The organism is Crinalium epipsammum PCC 9333 (genome assembly GCF_000317495.1).
GTDB lineage: Bacteria > Cyanobacteriota > Cyanobacteriia > Cyanobacteriales > PCC-9333 > Crinalium > Crinalium epipsammum.
This window is the reverse complement of record NC_019753.1, coordinates 2131995-2148866: the sequence shown is the minus strand read 5'-3', so window position 1 is coordinate 2148866 and position 16872 is coordinate 2131995. Positions and strand designations below refer to the sequence as shown.

The following is a 16872-nucleotide window of genomic DNA, read 5'->3' as shown; positions in this document are numbered from 1 at the left end:
AAGCACAAAGAATACAAAGATAACTCAGATAAACAAAGTGTTGCAGCAGTCTTTGAGCGATATATTAAAAATCTAGGAGGGGATCAATGATTACTAATTTAATATTTATTGGACTAACTCTATTAATTGGTTTGTTTTTTTTAGGTTTAGAAATAAAATTTACTTGCGATTACAAAAAATATTATTCTCAAGAAAGCAAAGATACCCAGGATACAATTAAATATTTAAACGATCAACTGGTTAATCAAGAAAAAATTGTTAATGGAGTATTAGAGTTAAAAAAATTTCCTAATTGGAATTGGATAAAAGAGCATCTAGAGGGCAATTATAGAATACAAGATGGAGTTTTTAACGCCCAGATAAAGGATAGCCGCTTTGTATTAAAAAAATATCCTGCTGCTCTTACTTGGTCAATACCGCGTAGTTACTTCAAATTTATACCTGGTATTCTCACAGCAATCGGAATTTTGGGAACATTTTGGGGTATCCAAATCGGGCTTCAAAATATTAATTTAAATAGTACAGAAAACTTTTCGCAGTTATTACCTTCTATCCAACAATTGCTGGATGGGATGAGAACTGCTTTTTTAACTTCTTTGTTTGGATTGGGTTCTGCTAGCGTCTTTACGCTAATCTTAGCTGGGTCTGAATGGGCTAGAACAAAAACTCGGAATGATTTAAGAAAAAAATTAGATAAAATTGCCTGGTTGAAAACTGATGCTGATTTAGAATCAAATCAATTAACTGCTGAAGCGATTGGGAAAGCTACGGGGACACAGGTACGGGATAAGATCGCTCCCTTAATTAACCCAATTAAAGAAGAGTTAAGAGAAATTAGAGCTATCCAAGCTGCTCAAAATCAACTTACCCCACAAGAGATAAGTCAACAAGTTGCATTAGCATTTGCTCCCTTAATTAACCCTATTTCGGAACATTTAAGAGAAATTAGATCTACCCAATTTGCTCAAAAGCAGCTTACCTCAGAAGCGATCGGTCAACAAGTTGCATTAGCTTTAGCGCCTGGATTTACAGAAATACGCAATGATTTATTAGCACAACGCCAAACTATTGAACAGCAAAGGCAAGAACTTTTAACCACATTAATTCAAGAGTTGCGAACAGAGGTAGTTGAACCTGTTGTTTTGCGGTTAGACGAGAGCGCAAGATTAACAAGGGAAGCTTCCCAAGCGGTGAGAGAACTCAAGGACGCATTAGGTGAAATCACTCAAAGTTTAGCCGAATCAATCCAAACAATTCAGAGGTTTCAAGAAAATACACTCGGTCAACTACAACAATTTGCAGTAGATTTACGACAAATTTTAAGCCAATTTCAAACAGAAACTCAAGGTGTTCTTCAACAAGTAGCTACAGAAATTCAACGAGCAGTATCTACCAGTATCGAGGGTTTAGCTACCCAACGGCAAGCTTTTATTGCTAGTGCTAGACAAGCAGCTACGTTTTTTCAAGGGATTCAAGAAAATTTGCAAGAAGCTTTAAAAACTCAAGCCCAACAACAAAAAGAAATGTTGGCGGGTGTTGAGTCGCAGACAATAAACATATTAGCTGAGGCTAATCAAGCGTTTTTAACTCAATCTCGAACAATTGAAACTGTTGGGGTACAAGCTTCAAGTGTAATGGATACAGCTAGAACAAATTTAGAGGCGACATTAAATAATATTGACGAAAATCTCCAAAACACTCGGAATACAGTACAGCAGGAGTTAGAAAATTTCAGGATTAATTATCAATCAGCTTTAGTAACATTTTTTAATGAACAAAATAATTTGCTGAATGATACTTTAGGGCAACAGCGTGATGGATTAGCCGGAGTTGTTGCAGATTTACAAAGAGTTTTCGTAGAAGAAGCGGAACAGCGTAAGGAGTTAGCCGCGCAAGTAAACGATAGCATGGCAAGAATTAATGGGACTGTTCAAAGAGTTAGTGAACTAGCTAATGTAGTAGGTTTAAGTTCTAGTGAACGTTTAGCACAGTTAATAGAATTATCTAGAACTATTAGCGGTGAGGCGCAGCGTGTAGAAAGAGCTTATCAAAATATGGGTAATCAATTTAATCAAGCTTTAGATAACTGGAATCAACAGATTATCACTTATTTAGACCAAGCTACGAACTCACAGACAACTTTCTTTAATCAGGCAGATAATAGCATGGCAAAAGTTTGTAACGGTTTAAATGAGACAGCTAATGGTTTATTGGATGTATCTCAGTATTTAGTATCGGCAGCTAATGAAGCCAGAATGAGGAAATAATCAGTGAGTAATTTTTCTCAGTTCGATGTAGAACCAGAAGTTGAAGAACAAGACGACTCTAGCTTTTTATTATCAATTGGCGATTTAATGTCCGGCTTGCTGATGCTGTTTGCATTGTTATTTATCATTGTGCAGATGCAGCTTAGTGAGCGAATTCAAGAAGTAAAAAGACTAGAAACTGAATTAGCGGCATATAAAAAAGCTATTGATGAGTTGCCGATTAGAATCCTTAATGCTATTAATGGCAATGTAGGAGGAAAGGGAGTATTTATAGTTGATCCAAAAACGGGTGATGTTAGTATTGCGGAGCGTTTGTTATTTGATGAGGGAAGCGCGGAACTAAAACCGGAAGGAAAAAAGTTTTTGCAAGAATTTATCCCTGTTTATAGTCAGGTAATTTTTTCTAATAATAAATTTGATGAACAGATTACTAGAATTGTAATTGAAGGTCATACTAGCTCTGAAGGTTCAGATAAAGTTAATCTAGAATTGAGTTTACGACGATCCTTATCTGTTTCTGATTACATTTTTTCTAATCAGCTAAATTTTAAGACTAAAGGGCAATTGAGAAATAAGATATTAGCAGCAGGAAGAGGTGAGATTGATGCTAATCAAAAAATTGATAATCCAAGCGATCGCAAAGTAGTTTTCCGCTTTCAGTTTAAACGCGAAGATTTTAGTAAATGGTTTCCAAAAACGCGATCGCCAGTGAGTCAACCATGAATGTTCGGTTTCGTCAACTACATCTTAATCCCTCACAACCTCCTAGTTATCAGCCAACAGAATTACTTAAACTATCTAAAGGTCTAAAAACTAATAGTTATTTAAAAAATCTTGCAAATATTCCGAGACTTTTCAGAACTAAATTTCGCTCTCTGACAGAAATTCTCTCAGATATTCAAAGCAATCAAATTGAGCAAGTAAGTGTATTAGAGTGGGTTTATTGTCTTTATCATAAAAATACTTGGGATGCTAAAAATCCAGATTTACGGATAGCTTCATCTCAAGCTATTTGGAAAGCAGCTAACAAAAATTCTTGGCTTTTACAAAAGTTACTTTGGCGTGTCGTACTTTATTATAGCGGTCAGCGAGAAACAGCAATTGCTTCTTCTTTAGTTGATACCTTCCCAAGCAATATTAAATCTAATAGTCTGGCTATCCAAATAATTAATATTATTAAACAGCCTCACGCAGCTAAAAAATTAGCTCAATTATGCTATACAAATTTACTGCTACCACAGCAACTTTTAGAACAATCTCATTTACCTACTTGGATACCCGTAGCTACAGAAGCATTGAATCATGTTGCTGAAGTGTTTTCTGATCCATCGAATATTAATTACAAGCATACAGATTGGTTGCTACGTTGCCTAAATCAAATGTCAGCAGATCAGCAGCTTTTAGCAGTGGACTCTTTACTTAATAAAATTTCGCCAGAATTAGGGGCAAATTTAACACAACTGGTAACGTGGCTAGAAGAAAATTATAGTCCTAGAGTCACAAATTCTCGCTGGAATCAGCTTTCTTTATTTGCTAAGTCAGCTTTGCGTAAGTGGATAGGGGCAGTTAACTATCGAGATTTTGCTAATTTAATTGATCAGTTGTTAGAAACACTTGATCAGAACAGCCTTGATTTTAAACAACTGAAATCACGCCGAAAATTTTGGGCTGATTATAGCGATCGCTTTCAGCGTCTCCGCATTCTTTTTCCTCAAAATTCAGTCAATATTTTAGGTAGCTATCTACATGGGCAAGATGTCAGTATTTTAATAGACGATGGCAGCGAACCCACAGAAGTTTGTATATTTGATTTTGGAGATTGGTTTGTGATCGAATTTTTTCGAGGGTGGAGTAGCGAAATTCGCCTAATAGCTAACAATCCTGAAACTGAGGCAATTCTTTTTGGAGATAATCTATCAGTTAAGCGTTTGCGTTGTCTGGGTGGTAAACGTCACGATCACAGATATCTCTGGCAATTTTCTTGTGAAGAGTGGCTGAATCAAAATCAAATTCCCCCTAACTCAGGAACAAAACCTTACCCTAATCCAACTTCCCAACAACTGCAAGATCGTAATCATCAACTGATAGAGTGGAATCGCGTAATTCAAAAACTTGAAAAAGAAGCACAGGAATATTGCTTCTAATTATGCCCAACCCCGCAGACGATAAATAAATATACCAATGTATTCTTTGATCGCTTTTGTTGACTTTTCTAACTTTTCAACGTCAGGTAGTAGATTGAGAATGAAAGCTTGGTTGCTGCTGTCTGGTTCTTGAATTTCTTGCTGAGTAACTAAAAAGTCAGTGGGTGCAGGTATAGCATCAATTTTTTGACGTTTGAAGATAGCAAGCGATCGCGGCATATGTAAAGCCGATGTCACCAATAACACCTTATTAAGATTATAAGCGTTAAGGATAGCTCTCACATTTACAGCATTTTCGTAAGTATTGAGTGAGTTAGGATCTTGCAGAATCGCAGATTGAGGAACCCCTAATGTTTGTAAAATTATGCCCATATCACCTGATTCTGGCGATCCACCGCCACGCCATTCAACCCGCCCACCACTAGAAATTACCCAAGGTGCTTTGCCTTCACGGTATAGCTGCGCCCCATAAAAAACGCGATCGCCTCCTTCACTTAAATCTACTGTCGGACGCGGTGCAACAGCAGGTCTAGTACCACCGCCTAAAACAACAATTGCGTCTGCTACTGGTAATGTTGTTTGGGGGATATTTTGTACTTCAAGCGATCGCACTAACCAATTAGAAACCCAGCCGTTACTTCCTAACAGCAAAGCTGTTAATGCTAAAACAACCGGAAAGGCTGCCCAGCGAGAGCGTTTCCACATCAACACCAAAGTTACCAACATCAGCAGACAAGCTAACCCCAAAGGATATAAAAAAAGGGGTATTAATTTCGATAGAAATAAAAACATTGATTAATTTAAGTAGGTGGGCATAAATCAACTTTTTTCAATCACCATTCACCAGTTCCCAGTTTCATTTATCAAAAGTAACATTTAATTTTACCTACATACTTATTTATTTTGCTCGCGACGCTTTTTAGATAATTTAGGATATTTGGCATTAGCATTTCTCAGCAGCTTTGCTCGCCGAAATCCACTTACTTTAGTAGGCACTTGTGATGCTTGCGCTTGATCTAATTTTTCATCTGTACTATTCCACCAAGCAAATACTAAACCGCCAGATAAACCACCAATAGCACCCAAAAAGATACTGAACGGGATGGGATTTCCTACTAATACAAACGAAAGCATAAAAAACAACCACAGTTTTAATCCTGCTGAAATACCAGCAGACATTCCTGAGTCTTGCGTAGTCTCAGCATCATTTTCTTTGTCTTTCTTTTGACCTTTATTATCTTCTTGATTCACCATAATTCAATTAGCACTCTTAAGCCCCTCCCCTTAATAAGGGGAGGGGTTGGGGTGGGGTTCTTTACTTTTTAAAGGTTATCTATCCAACCAATAACTGTTGTAATTTTCCCTGCCAATCTGTTGTAGTATCTAAAGTCCTAACATAGCCTTTTTCCTCTTCGTTGAAAGCTTCAGTTGCCGCTTGCTGTGAAGTTAATAAATCGGCTGTAGCATCAGCAATATCGCCTGTACGTTTGTTAAGGCGATCGCGCAATACTTCCTCTGGTGCAGTACAGTAGATAATTTGTAATGGTACTTGTTGAGATTGGGCTAGGGTAATAGCATCTTTTCTTAAGGATTCGCGATCGTATTTCGCATCCAAAATCACCGTAAAACCTTGACTCGCCAGCTTAACACCCAATTCTAGTAACCGCCCGTAAGTCTTCTGCGTCATTTCCGCAGTATAAAGATCTGATCCACCTTTCTCTTCTAAACGTATACCGCCTAAATGTTTCCGTACCGCATCTGAGCGAATGTGAACTCCCTCAGTTAATCGAGCTACCTGCCGTGCTACGGTACTTTTACCAGCACCAGATAGTCCCGACATTAAAACCAAACGTCCTTGTTTTGGTTGAGTATATTCCCACGCTAACTTGTAATATTCAGCCGCCGTCTTAGCAGCAGCATCTTTATCAGCTTGGGGAATAGCCGGATCATCTAACAAGAAAGAAGTTACTTTTGCCCGTACATAAGCCTGACGACTTAAGTATAAAGGTAACACCTGCAAACCTTCCCAATCGCCTGTTTGCTCAATGTAGGTATTTAAAAAAACATTACCTAAATCTTTACGTCCCCGCGCATCCAAATCCATCACAGCAAAAGCGACATCATACATGACATCAGCAAAGCGAAATGGCTCATTAAATTCAATACAATCAAAAAGTACAATCTGATCTTGCCAGCGACAAATATTTCTCAGATGTAAATCTCCGTGACATTCACGAATAAAGTTATTTGTTATTCTGATATTTAAAAGATCTTGCTTTTCAGCAAAGAAAGCATCTGTAAATTTTTGCGTTTCATCAAATTGCACTTGAGTTTGTGCAATACCGATATATTTCTCACTTTGCTGATAGTTTTCGTCAAACGCAGCGCGTACTTGCGGAACTTCACCAAACTTGCTGATGTATTCATCTGTCTTAGCTTCAGCATGAAATTTAGCAACAATTCGCGCTAATTCCTCAATATCTTTTTCCTGAAGCTGTCCCTGTTCAAATAAATTACTTAACAGCGACTCTTGAGGAAACTGAAGCATTTTGAGGGTATATTCTACAGCTTCACCTGTGCCATCAAGTTGATATTGCTCACCTTCTTGAGTGATTGGTAAAACTTCTAAATATAAATCCCGTGCAGTGCGTCGATTTAGGCGAATTTCTTCATGGCAAAAATGCTGGCGTAACTCTAAAGTAGAGTAGTTTAAAAAGCCGAAATTTACTTGTTTTTTAAGCTTATAAACATAATCACCAGTTAGCAGCACGTAGGAAACATGAGTTTGAATCAGCGCAATTGGTTCTTTAACAGGGTGAGGATAGAACCCTGGTTGCATCATCTGCTGAATTAAAGCGGGGAGAGAAGCATCAGTCATAAGTAAGTTAAAAGCTACAAATCGTTTCCATTATATTTTTATTTAAGATAACTATGGTATTACTAACCCTGTTTTATCTTTCAAACAAAAAAACTAGGGACTTTACCCTAGTTTTAGCTTAACTGAATATCTATTTAAAAAAGTGCCTGGTCAAAGGTTAACAATTGAGCAACAGAGAAAATGTAGTTAATTTACACTCACCTGCTACTCAGTTAAATTACCTTTTCGTTCAAATTAATTTAGGCGTTATACAGTTTCAGCAGTTTCGGCAGTTTCAGCAGTTTCAGCAGTTTCAGACTTAGTTGCAAAAAAGCTGACGTGGTAAGGAAATTTTTTCCAAGGATGGATTTGAACTTCTTGCAAAACAGTTGTACCACTCCAAGAAAGCTCAGGTATAGTTAGTTGAACCTCTGGTTTTTTACCAGAACTTGCTTTCAACAAATCTCCAAATTGCTTACTGTTCATAACCAGAGAAATAGATTCCCTACCGTTATGACCATATAATACAGCCGGAAGTAACCCACTGCGACGAAGCGCTCTAGGCTTGCTGCCTTCTGGTCGTTTTTGACATTCAATTGTAAGTGGCATAATCAGTAACTTGTTGAGATTTGTTAGGGGTTAATAATTTGACAGTTACACAGCTAGTAATCTACTGACTGTTGACTGTTGACTGTTCAGACTACCGATTGTACCGGACTTCCGTTAGCGTGTAACAACGCTCGTTTCGGTCCATGAATTGGGTCTTCAACAATAATTGTTTGGTCACGGCTGGCACCCAATGAGACAATGGCGATCGGAACTTCCATTAACTCTGCTAGGAATTTTAGATAATCCAAAGCTTGCTTCGGTAAATCATCTAAAGAGCGACACTCAGTAGTAGACTGTTGCCAGCCTGGTAATGTTTTGTAGATAGGTTTGCAATTGGCAAACTGGCGTGCGGAACTGGGGAATTCTTCGATAAGTTTGCCATCAATTTCGTAAGCAACACAAACGTTGATTTCTTCCAACTCGTCTAGCACATCAAGTTTAGTAATTGCTAAACAATCCAAACCGTTAATCCGAACTGCATAGCGACCAATCAGCGCATCAAACCATCCACAGCGACGCTTACGACCAGTAGTAGTGCCAAATTCCGCACCGCGATCGCATAATAACTCACCCATTTTACCGTTGAGTTCTGTAGGAAATGGCCCCTCTCCGACTCTGGTAGTATATGCCTTTGCTACACCAATCACGCGATCGATCATTGTCGGACCTACACCCGTACCTACGCAAGCTCCTCCTGCAACTGGATTGGATGAAGTAACGTAAGGATACGTGCCATGATCCAAGTCTAAAAGGGTTCCTTGCGCCCCTTCAAACAAAATATTGCGGCGGCGCTGAATAGCATCGTAAATAAACAAAGAAGTATCTACGACATAGGGGCGTAAACGTTCAGCATAGCCCAAGTATTCCTCTATGACCTTTTCCGGGTCAAGAGGTGGTAAATTATAAAGTTTTTCTAAAATGACATTTTTATAATTAATAGTCCAGCGCAACTGCGATCGCAGCGTGTCTGAATCCATCAAATCTTGGACTCTGATGCCAGTTCTTTCCGACTTATCCGCATAAGTTGGACCAATACCGCGTCCAGTTGTCCCAATTTTATGATTACCCCGTTGTTTTTCTGATGCCTCGTCAATTATCCTGTGATAAGGCATCGTCACATGAGCCGTTTGAGAGATCAGCAGATTGCCTGTAGGTATTTTTAACGCTTGTAGCTGATCAAGCTCTTGAATTAAAAGCTCAGGATCTATTACCGTCCCACAACCAATGATGCAATCCGTATCAGGATATAAAATACCGGAGGGAATCAAGTGTAATTTAAAGGTCTGACCCTTAACTACAACTGTATGTCCCGCGTTGACCCCTCCCTGATAACGAACGACAACATCTGCCGATTTACTAAGTAAATCAGTTATCTTTCCTTTACCTTCATCGCCCCACTGGGCACCTATCACAACAACGTTAGCCAAGGGTTTATTAAAAGAGCTAAAGTTTACACAAACTATGATTATTTGCACATATAGCCATAGATGTCAACTTTATTGTTGCTTAAAAATGTATAGATGTAAAAACTCTTAACGTTGGGTTGCTTTAAGGGATTGATAAAATCTACTAAGAGTGATCTACCTAAAACCCTACTGTTCGTGCTAAATTGCGTTTCTCTATGACTCACCTGGCAATCCATTTGTGTTTGAGGAAAGGTGATAACTGATGGCAAACTTGATCACACCTGATAGATCTGTAGCTTCGACTAATCATTATGCGAAGTTGCTTTTAATCTGCTTGCAACCTCGATGGGGAGTTTGCTGGAGTGTATTTTTCCTGCTTTTAAACGGAACTGCTTTAAAGGCTGCAACTAATAACGATATTGCGCCGATACCACAAAATTTTATATCGCCATCAGAATTAATTTCCCACAAACAGCAGATTGCGGAAATACAAGACATATTTTTACAGCCTAACAGTAACATTCAAAGCAACTCACCGCAACTTTACTATCAAATCAAGCCACAAATTTTAATTGCTGCTCCCGATAACTTTACCCCTAGATTACGCTCTCAAGAAGTACCCCTTAATTTAATTGCTGCACCAGATAACTTAGTTCCTAACCAACAGGTACAGCCACCAGCACAATCAGCACCAACGCCATCACCAGCGCCACCAGCACAATTAGCACCAACGCCAGCATCAACACCAACCCCTACAACGCCTCCATTACCAACAGTACAACCACCTGCATCTTTACCTGAAGCTAACCCATCTGCTACTATTCAAAATGCGGTTTTACCAAGCTTTTCCTTAGATAATTTGCAAATCAACTTTCGCAACGATGTTGATAAATTTGGTCGAGAAAATCGTTTTATTGAACCGACGGCTCAATTTAGGTTGAGTAATGGCAACATAGTTCAACTCAAAACTGGCTTCAATTATTTTAAATACCCAGGGTTAGAAGATGTATCAAATATCCCCCTGACGCTGGGATATCAAACTAAAATTAATCAAGTAACTTTACAAGCTGGGGTTGGAGTTGACGTATTTAATCGTCTCCCAACAGCTATTAATTTTAATACTAAGGTAGATGTCCCTGTTGGTAACAATATTACTTTATCGGGGGTAGTAGAACAGGGTCTTTACAAGTTTAATGCTGAAACTTTAGAGAATCAAATTAGAACTTGGCGATATGGGCCAAATTTATATTGGCAAATTGACCGCAATACCAGTTTGTTTTCATTGCTGCGTTTGGGCAATTATAATGACGGTAATTTTGAACAGCAATCTTTTAGCAGACTAGAGAGGAAGTTCGGACCATTCTCGATAGCAGCTAATTTATTTAACTGGAGTTATAACGAAGATTATAGTGAAAAAAGCGGTTATTTTTCTCCACCCGATTTCCTGGTTTTTACGGGAGAAGTGGCTTTAGAAAGTGAGATTTTTGATTTTCTACGTTGTCGAGTAGCTGCTAGCTTAGGGCAACAAAGACTAAGGGGAGAATTTAGTAATGCTAATAGTTATGAGGGTCGATGTACCGGAAAAATATCTCAAAATATAGATGCAGATTTTGGCTATGTTTTCTCGAATGTGCAAAATCAAGAAACTGGTAATAGCCAATATAACAATCAGTCTTTTACAGGTGTGCTACGCTTCAAATTTTAGAATTAAAATTTAAGCATAAAGATATACTTGAGTATGTAAAAAAAAATGCTAAATTTTTGTAAAGTTATTTGACCTGGATTGTTTTAAAAACAATTTTCAATTATAATCACAATTTATTACTTCATCTAATCCTAGAGATATTAGCAAAATCCTATTGTATATCATTGAAACCCAAGTATTAATAATACTTTCAGTATTTAGCTTAATTTTCCACTAAAATATAGTCAATTTAAAATGTTTAGCCGAGCGTAATTTAAAATGAATTCTGATTTTGAACCCCCGCCAAAAAGCTGGTCAGCTTTAGCGACGGTTGGTGGAATATTGACAGCACTTGCAGCGATCGCAGTTCTACAATCTGTATCAAATAATCTCAATAAAGCTCAACGTACAGAGAAAAAGGCTGGAACGCAGACAGTTGCCTCGACCTTTGAAAAACAGGATCTCAAGTCAATAAAATTGTCTGGGATACCAGTTCCATTTAATGAAATAGTAGCAACAAAGCCTTATGTTGCCCCTAGTACAGGAAAATTAACCGCAGCCGAATTGGAAATGGCGCGTCAAGCTTGGAGCTATTTCGAGAAAAACTGGAACGAAGAAACAGGCTTAGTTAACTCTGTAGACGGGTTTATCTCCGTAACCCTGTGGGATCAGGCAGCAGCAATGGCAGCTTTGGTGAGTGCTTTTGAACTCGAAATCGTGCCAGAAACAGAATTTAATGAAAAAATGGCTACGACCTTAAAAAGCCTTGCTAAACTGCCCCTTTACAAAAAAGAACTTCCCAACAAGGTATATAACCCAAAAACACTCATCCCAGTAAATTACGGCAAAGTTGACCAACAAGAGGAAATTGGCTGGTCAGCTATAGATTTAGGAAGAATGGCGATTTGGCTTAAAATTGTAGCAGCTAAGTATCCACAATTCCGTTCTGATGCCAGGGCAGTTTGGAGAAGTTGGGATGTTGATCGACTGGTAAAAAATGGTCAAATGTATGGCACATCCGTTGTTAATGGGGAAGAACTATACAACCAAGAAGGTCGTCAAGGCTACGAAAATTATGCAGCTTATGGGCTAAAACTGTTGGGATTGAACGTAGACCGTGCTTTAAACCCTACTAACTATTTAGGCTTTGTTAATCTCTATAACAAGGGAGTTCCCTACGATTTACGAGATGCTAAAACGAGTGGAGCCAATAACTACGTCTTGAGTGAGCCTTTTATTCTAGATGGCATTGAAATAGGCTTTCAAGGATTACCAAAAGCTTTTGCTGACAGGGTATTAGCTGCTCAACAATCGAGATATGAAGCAACTAACCAGCTAACTGCTGTCACTGAAGATAACTTAGACCGCGAACCATACTTTGTGTACAGCAGCTTGTTTGTCAATGGCGAACCTTGGGCTGTAATTACAGATACGGGTAAAAAGTACAACAATTTAAGATTTATTAGTGCTAAAGCATCGGTGGGTTGGCACGTACTTTACAATACGCCTTACACTCAGAAGTTATTTGACTTTGTGCAAACAAACTTGAAGTCTGAAAAAGGTTGGTATAACGGCTATTATGAAACTTTACGTGAACCTAACAAATCTTTAACAGCTAATAATAATGGCGTAATTATGGAAAGCTTGCTTTACAAACAAGTTGGCAAGCCATTAATTGTATGGGCTGGTGTCGAATCCTCTGAGTAACGTGCTTAGAATTGATCTAGGCTTTATCAATGGCATAGGGTAATGAACCAAGAACGCAACGGAACGCAATGGTCAAAGCTAATGGCTCTTTCTCTTACAGGAGCCACCATTGGACAGTTATTGCCCTACGGTTCAGTGCCTGTAGATCAAGCATTAGCTCAAAATCCCAGTCCAAATCAAGCCGCGTGTACAGATATTGTTACTCCCTTAACTCAAGAAGAGCAAGAATATGCCCGCACGGCTTGGCAGTATTTTGTAAAAAACTACCAACCAACTACAGGGTTAGTTAATTCTACAGGGGGCTATCCATCTGGCACTCTGTGGGATATGGCAAATTACCTGGTTGCCTTAAATACGGTGCGTGGGCTGGATATTGTTACTCAAGCTGATTTTGAGGCTCGGCTGAACAAGTTTTTGACCGGAATAAGTGCATTGCCACTGTTTAACAATGCTTTGCCGAATAAAGTCTACAATGCTGCTACTGGGGCGATGGTAGATTACGGCAATAATCCTCAGCCGAATGGTATTGGTTGGTCGGCTTTGGATATTGGTCGAATGTTAGCAGCATTTCACATTATCCGTACTTGTCATCCAGAATATGCAGATTGGGTGACAAGTGTTGTTTCTAGGTGGAAGTTAGAGCAATCTATTAAAGACGGGCAACTTTATGGCGCTGTAGTTTTACCGGATGGTAAAACTCAGTTAGTGCAGGAGGGGCGGCTAGGTTATGAAGAATATGCCGCGCGTGGTTATGAACTGTGGGGTTTTAAACCGAATAAAGCGATCGCGATCAAACCGTTTCAGTTTGTTAAAGTTAATAACATAAAAATACCAGCAGATAGTCGTGACTATCAAAGCACTAATTCTAACAATTATGTTGTCAGCGAATCCTATATTTTAGATGGCATAGAATTTGGTTTACAAGGGTATTTAAAAGACTATTCCCGAAGTGTTTTTGAAGCTCAAAAACGCCACTATGAGGAAACAGGGGAACTGACAACAGTTTTAGAAGATGACATCAATCAAGCTCCTTATTTCCTCTCTAATAATGTCTACTCTAATGGTGTACCTTGGGCAGTAATTACAGATGAAAACAAGCCGAATCAGCAATTACACAGTTTAAGTACAAAAGCAGCTTTTGGTTGGCGCTATCTGTACCCCGATGATTCTTATGCCCAAAAGATATTTGATGTAGCCAAAGACTTGCGTAATGCTGATGGTTTTTATGCAGGACTTGATCAGGAAACTCAAAAACCTAACTCAATCTTAACAGGTAATACTAACGGGCTAATTCTCGAAATTTTGTATTACAAAGCTAGAGGAAATCGACCATTAATTAATCCTACTTTTCTCAGTTTGGCGGAAGCACCGCCTACAGGTAATCAGTCAGTAATTACAAATGCACTACAAAATGTAGCTGTGGCTGAAATTCCCGCAGTAAGTGTGGAACCTGCGCCGATTCCAAAACTAGCTAGATTATTAAATCCGCAAGAAAAACGCTATGCCGAAGCTGCTTGGAAATACTTTCAAGCCAATTATGAGCCAAATACTGGATTAATTAGCGATCGCAGCGATGTAAAAGGGGTAACTCCTTGGGGAATAGGTGACTATATAGCAGCTTTACACGCCGCGCGATCGCTTGATGTGATTTCCTCTGAAGAATTTGATAACCGCACCAGTCTACTCTTGGGAGCATTGCAAAAATTACCTTTGTATGGCAATGAGATCCCATCTCGGAGTTACGATCCTCGAACACTACAACCAGTTGATTATGGTGGCAACACCGTGTCTCAAGGTACAGGTTGGTCAGCCTTAGATATTGGGCGGTTAATGTCAGCGTTGTACAACCTCAAAAGCGCGTTTCCGCAATACACCAACGTAGTCGATCAAGTGGCATTACAGTGGTCGTACCTAAAAGTAGTACGAGATCAACGACTGCAAAGTGCGATCGCCAAGCACGAAGGAAACCAAAGCCAAGCTGATGCCAACTCAGACTATATGCTGAGTGTGGTTTATCCAGAAGTGCGCTTAGGTTACGAAGAATATGCCGCGCGTGGTTTTCAATTATGGGGATTTGATGTCGATCGCTCCAGCGTAGGGGGAAAGTATCAATCTGCTCCTGTAGAAGGAATTAACGTACCTACCAAACGAATCCGCCCAGATGTAAACGCTGAAACCAATCAGTACACAGTTAGCGATCCTTTCTTACTGTACGGGTTAGAGTTTGGCATTGATCCTCAGATGCGCCAGCTACTTGAACCAATTCGCCGAGCGCAAGCCGAACGCTACCGTCGCACAGGTAAACTAACGGCTGGAGGTACTACCGTCTTAGACCGAGAGCCTTATGTTGTCCGCAGTACTATAATTGCTGATCAAGAACCTTGGGCAACTCTAGCAGATGATGGCACACGAGTACCAGATGTTCGCACAGTTAGCACAGCCTCCGCTTTTGCTCTTAAGGCGCTGTATCCAGAAGATAGTTATACGACTGAGTTATGGCGGGCAAGCACAGACTTATACGATTCCTCTCAAGGCTACTATGAAGGATTTTTAGAAAACACAGGTCAGCCAGTTAAAGCTTTCACCAGCACCACTAACAGTATGGTGCTGCAATCGCTGCTGTATCAAGTAACAAATCAGCAGCCAATTGTGACAAGAAACACGAATATTAATTCTCCTTGGTGGCAAGCAGTAGCTAAGGGAAATTCCAGTCGCGGTTTACCAGTGGCAAATAGCCCAACAACACAACTGGTGACAGATTCTTCAGGAACATACTGGGCTTCAGTTAATAATCGCCAACCAGTAGCACTACAAGGACAGCCAACTTTAAACAATCCACCCGTAGCTTCTCAGCAGCCACCAAGAGTAGATAATTCTGCGATCGCTTCATCTCTACCAGCTACCACAGAATTTACCGCGCCTGTTGCTAGTACTCCGCCCGTAGTAGCAACAGCACCGCAAACCACACCCAACAGTACAACTGAAGGATTTACCGCGCCCGTTGCTAGTACTCCGCCTGTAGTAGCGGCAGCACCGTCTCCGCCACCAAGATCCACACTCAATCAACCGCCGCGCGATAGCGCCAGCGCTGACTTGTCAGTTCGCATTGCTGCTGTACTACCTCGCCTACAAGCAGACACCAATTTAGTTGCAGCGCAGATTGCATGGCAATATTTTGAACGTAACTGGAACTCGGAAACAGGCTTAGTTAATTCACTCGATAACAATTTTGTTACTAACATCTGGGATCAAGCGAGTGCAATCTTAGCAATTCACAGCGCCCGCCAATTGTCAATTATCAATTCAGATTTATTTAACAGTAGATTTTCTCGACTGTTGCAAACTTTAGAAACATTACCTTTGTCAGCAGCAAAGTTACGCAACCAAGGTTATAACACTCGCACAGCCAAGATGATCCGGCTAGAGCCTAATACTGGAATGCAAAGCCCTAGCGGTTCCTCATCGGTAGATCTGGCGAGATTTTTGTTGGCATTGCACGTAATTAAGACTAACTATCCTGAATATAGCCAACGAGTTAATAATCTTGTTTCTCGTTCAAACTTATTGCAAGTAGTCAAAAATGGTTTACAACAACCTGGCACAGAGGCACAAGGTTATCAGCAATATGCAGCCAAAATTTTAAATCTTTGGAACGTTGACGTAGCAGGATTCGACAATTTTTCCTTAGCCTCTGCTCAAAACAGCTTTAGTGGCAGTAACTCGAAGAGCGATCGCACAATTGACCCCTATATCCTTTGGGGATTGGAATTAGGGTGGCCTGAAGCTGTAAAAACTCAATTAGTCAGCTTATTACAATCCCAAGCACAAAAATCATACTTTAAAAACTACAGTCTATCTACCAACGATCAGCCTTGGCAAACTAAGAACAAACAAACTTCAACAAACGCTTCAGTAAACTTCTTGAGTACCAAATCAGCTTTTGCTTGGGAATCACTGCTACAAGATGACCCTTATGCTACCACCCTGAGAAATTACGTTCAAAACCTAGCTCAAAAAAATCGTGGCTACCTTTCAGGACGTTATGAAAATAGCCAAAATAATCTTAAGGCTTCAATAGACGTTAACACTAATGCGATGATTTTAGAAAGTTTACTTTACCAAGCCAGAAATCGTCGTCCTCTTGCCTTTTAACAATTAACAATTAACAATTAACAATGACCAGCCTGAAGGTTACATT

The 16872-nt window shown here is 39.6% G+C and carries 11 protein-coding genes; 6 read left to right on the top strand and 5 right to left on the bottom strand.

Annotated elements, in window-relative coordinates; genetic code table 11:
* The first annotated feature begins 86 nt into the window (after positions 1–86).
* From CRI9333_RS24855 to CRI9333_RS09160, 3 genes are read left to right on the top strand one after another with little or no spacing between them, the layout of a single operon-like run.
* On the top strand, positions 87–2267 hold the full coding sequence (locus tag CRI9333_RS24855) for a MotA/TolQ/ExbB proton channel family protein (protein ID WP_015202884.1): 2181 nt from the start codon (positions 87–89) through the stop codon (positions 2265–2267).
* A gap of 3 nt (positions 2268–2270) precedes the next feature.
* Entirely contained in the window at positions 2271–2990 is a 720-nt protein-coding gene (locus tag CRI9333_RS09165; protein ID WP_015202883.1) for an OmpA family protein, read from the top strand.
* The gene (locus CRI9333_RS09160) at positions 2951–4411 is read left to right on the top strand and encodes an EH signature domain-containing protein (protein ID WP_083890027.1); all 1461 of its coding nucleotides are present in this window, start codon (positions 2951–2953) and stop codon (positions 4409–4411) included. Before CRI9333_RS09165 ends, CRI9333_RS09160 begins: the two co-directional genes overlap by 40 nt.
* Here CRI9333_RS09160 and CRI9333_RS09155 read toward each other — a convergent pair whose 3' ends face one another.
* From CRI9333_RS09155 to CRI9333_RS09135, 5 genes are all read right to left on the bottom strand, one after another.
* On the bottom strand, positions 4412–5203 hold the full coding sequence (locus CRI9333_RS09155; protein ID WP_015202881.1) for a YdcF family protein: 792 nt from the start codon (positions 5201–5203) through the stop codon (positions 4412–4414).
* A gap of 102 nt (positions 5204–5305) precedes the next feature.
* Entirely contained in the window at positions 5306–5665 is a 360-nt protein-coding gene (locus tag CRI9333_RS24850; RefSeq protein WP_015202880.1) for a hypothetical protein, read from the bottom strand.
* Between the two features lie 79 nt (positions 5666–5744).
* Positions 5745–7289 (bottom strand): bifunctional aminoglycoside phosphotransferase/ATP-binding protein, encoded by a 1545-nt coding sequence (locus tag CRI9333_RS09145; RefSeq protein WP_015202879.1) that lies wholly within the window; start codon positions 7287–7289, stop codon positions 5745–5747.
* A 246-nt stretch (positions 7290–7535) separates the two neighbouring features.
* Positions 7536–7877: a 50S ribosomal protein L25 gene (gene rplY / locus CRI9333_RS09140; RefSeq protein WP_015202878.1), complete on the bottom strand. Its 342-nt coding sequence runs from the start codon at positions 7875–7877 to the stop codon at positions 7536–7538.
* A gap of 86 nt (positions 7878–7963) precedes the next feature.
* On the bottom strand, positions 7964–9304 hold the full coding sequence (locus CRI9333_RS09135; protein ID WP_041226512.1) for an adenylosuccinate synthase: 1341 nt from the start codon (positions 9302–9304) through the stop codon (positions 7964–7966).
* A gap of 241 nt (positions 9305–9545) precedes the next feature.
* Between CRI9333_RS09135 and CRI9333_RS28090 the strand changes: the two genes are divergently transcribed.
* The 3 genes from CRI9333_RS28090 to CRI9333_RS09120 all read left to right on the top strand — a co-directional run bounded on the left by CRI9333_RS28090 (position 9546) and on the right by CRI9333_RS09120 (position 16826).
* Positions 9546–10988: a hypothetical protein gene (locus tag CRI9333_RS28090; RefSeq protein ID WP_015202876.1), complete on the top strand. Its 1443-nt coding sequence runs from the start codon at positions 9546–9548 to the stop codon at positions 10986–10988.
* Between the two features lie 258 nt (positions 10989–11246).
* Complete coding sequence (locus CRI9333_RS09125; RefSeq protein ID WP_015202875.1) at positions 11247–12674, top strand: DUF3131 domain-containing protein; 1428 nt, start codon at positions 11247–11249, stop codon at positions 12672–12674.
* Between the two features lie 42 nt (positions 12675–12716).
* Entirely contained in the window at positions 12717–16826 is a 4110-nt protein-coding gene (locus CRI9333_RS09120; RefSeq protein WP_015202874.1) for a DUF3131 domain-containing protein, read from the top strand.
* The last annotated feature ends 46 nt before the right edge of the window (positions 16827–16872 follow it).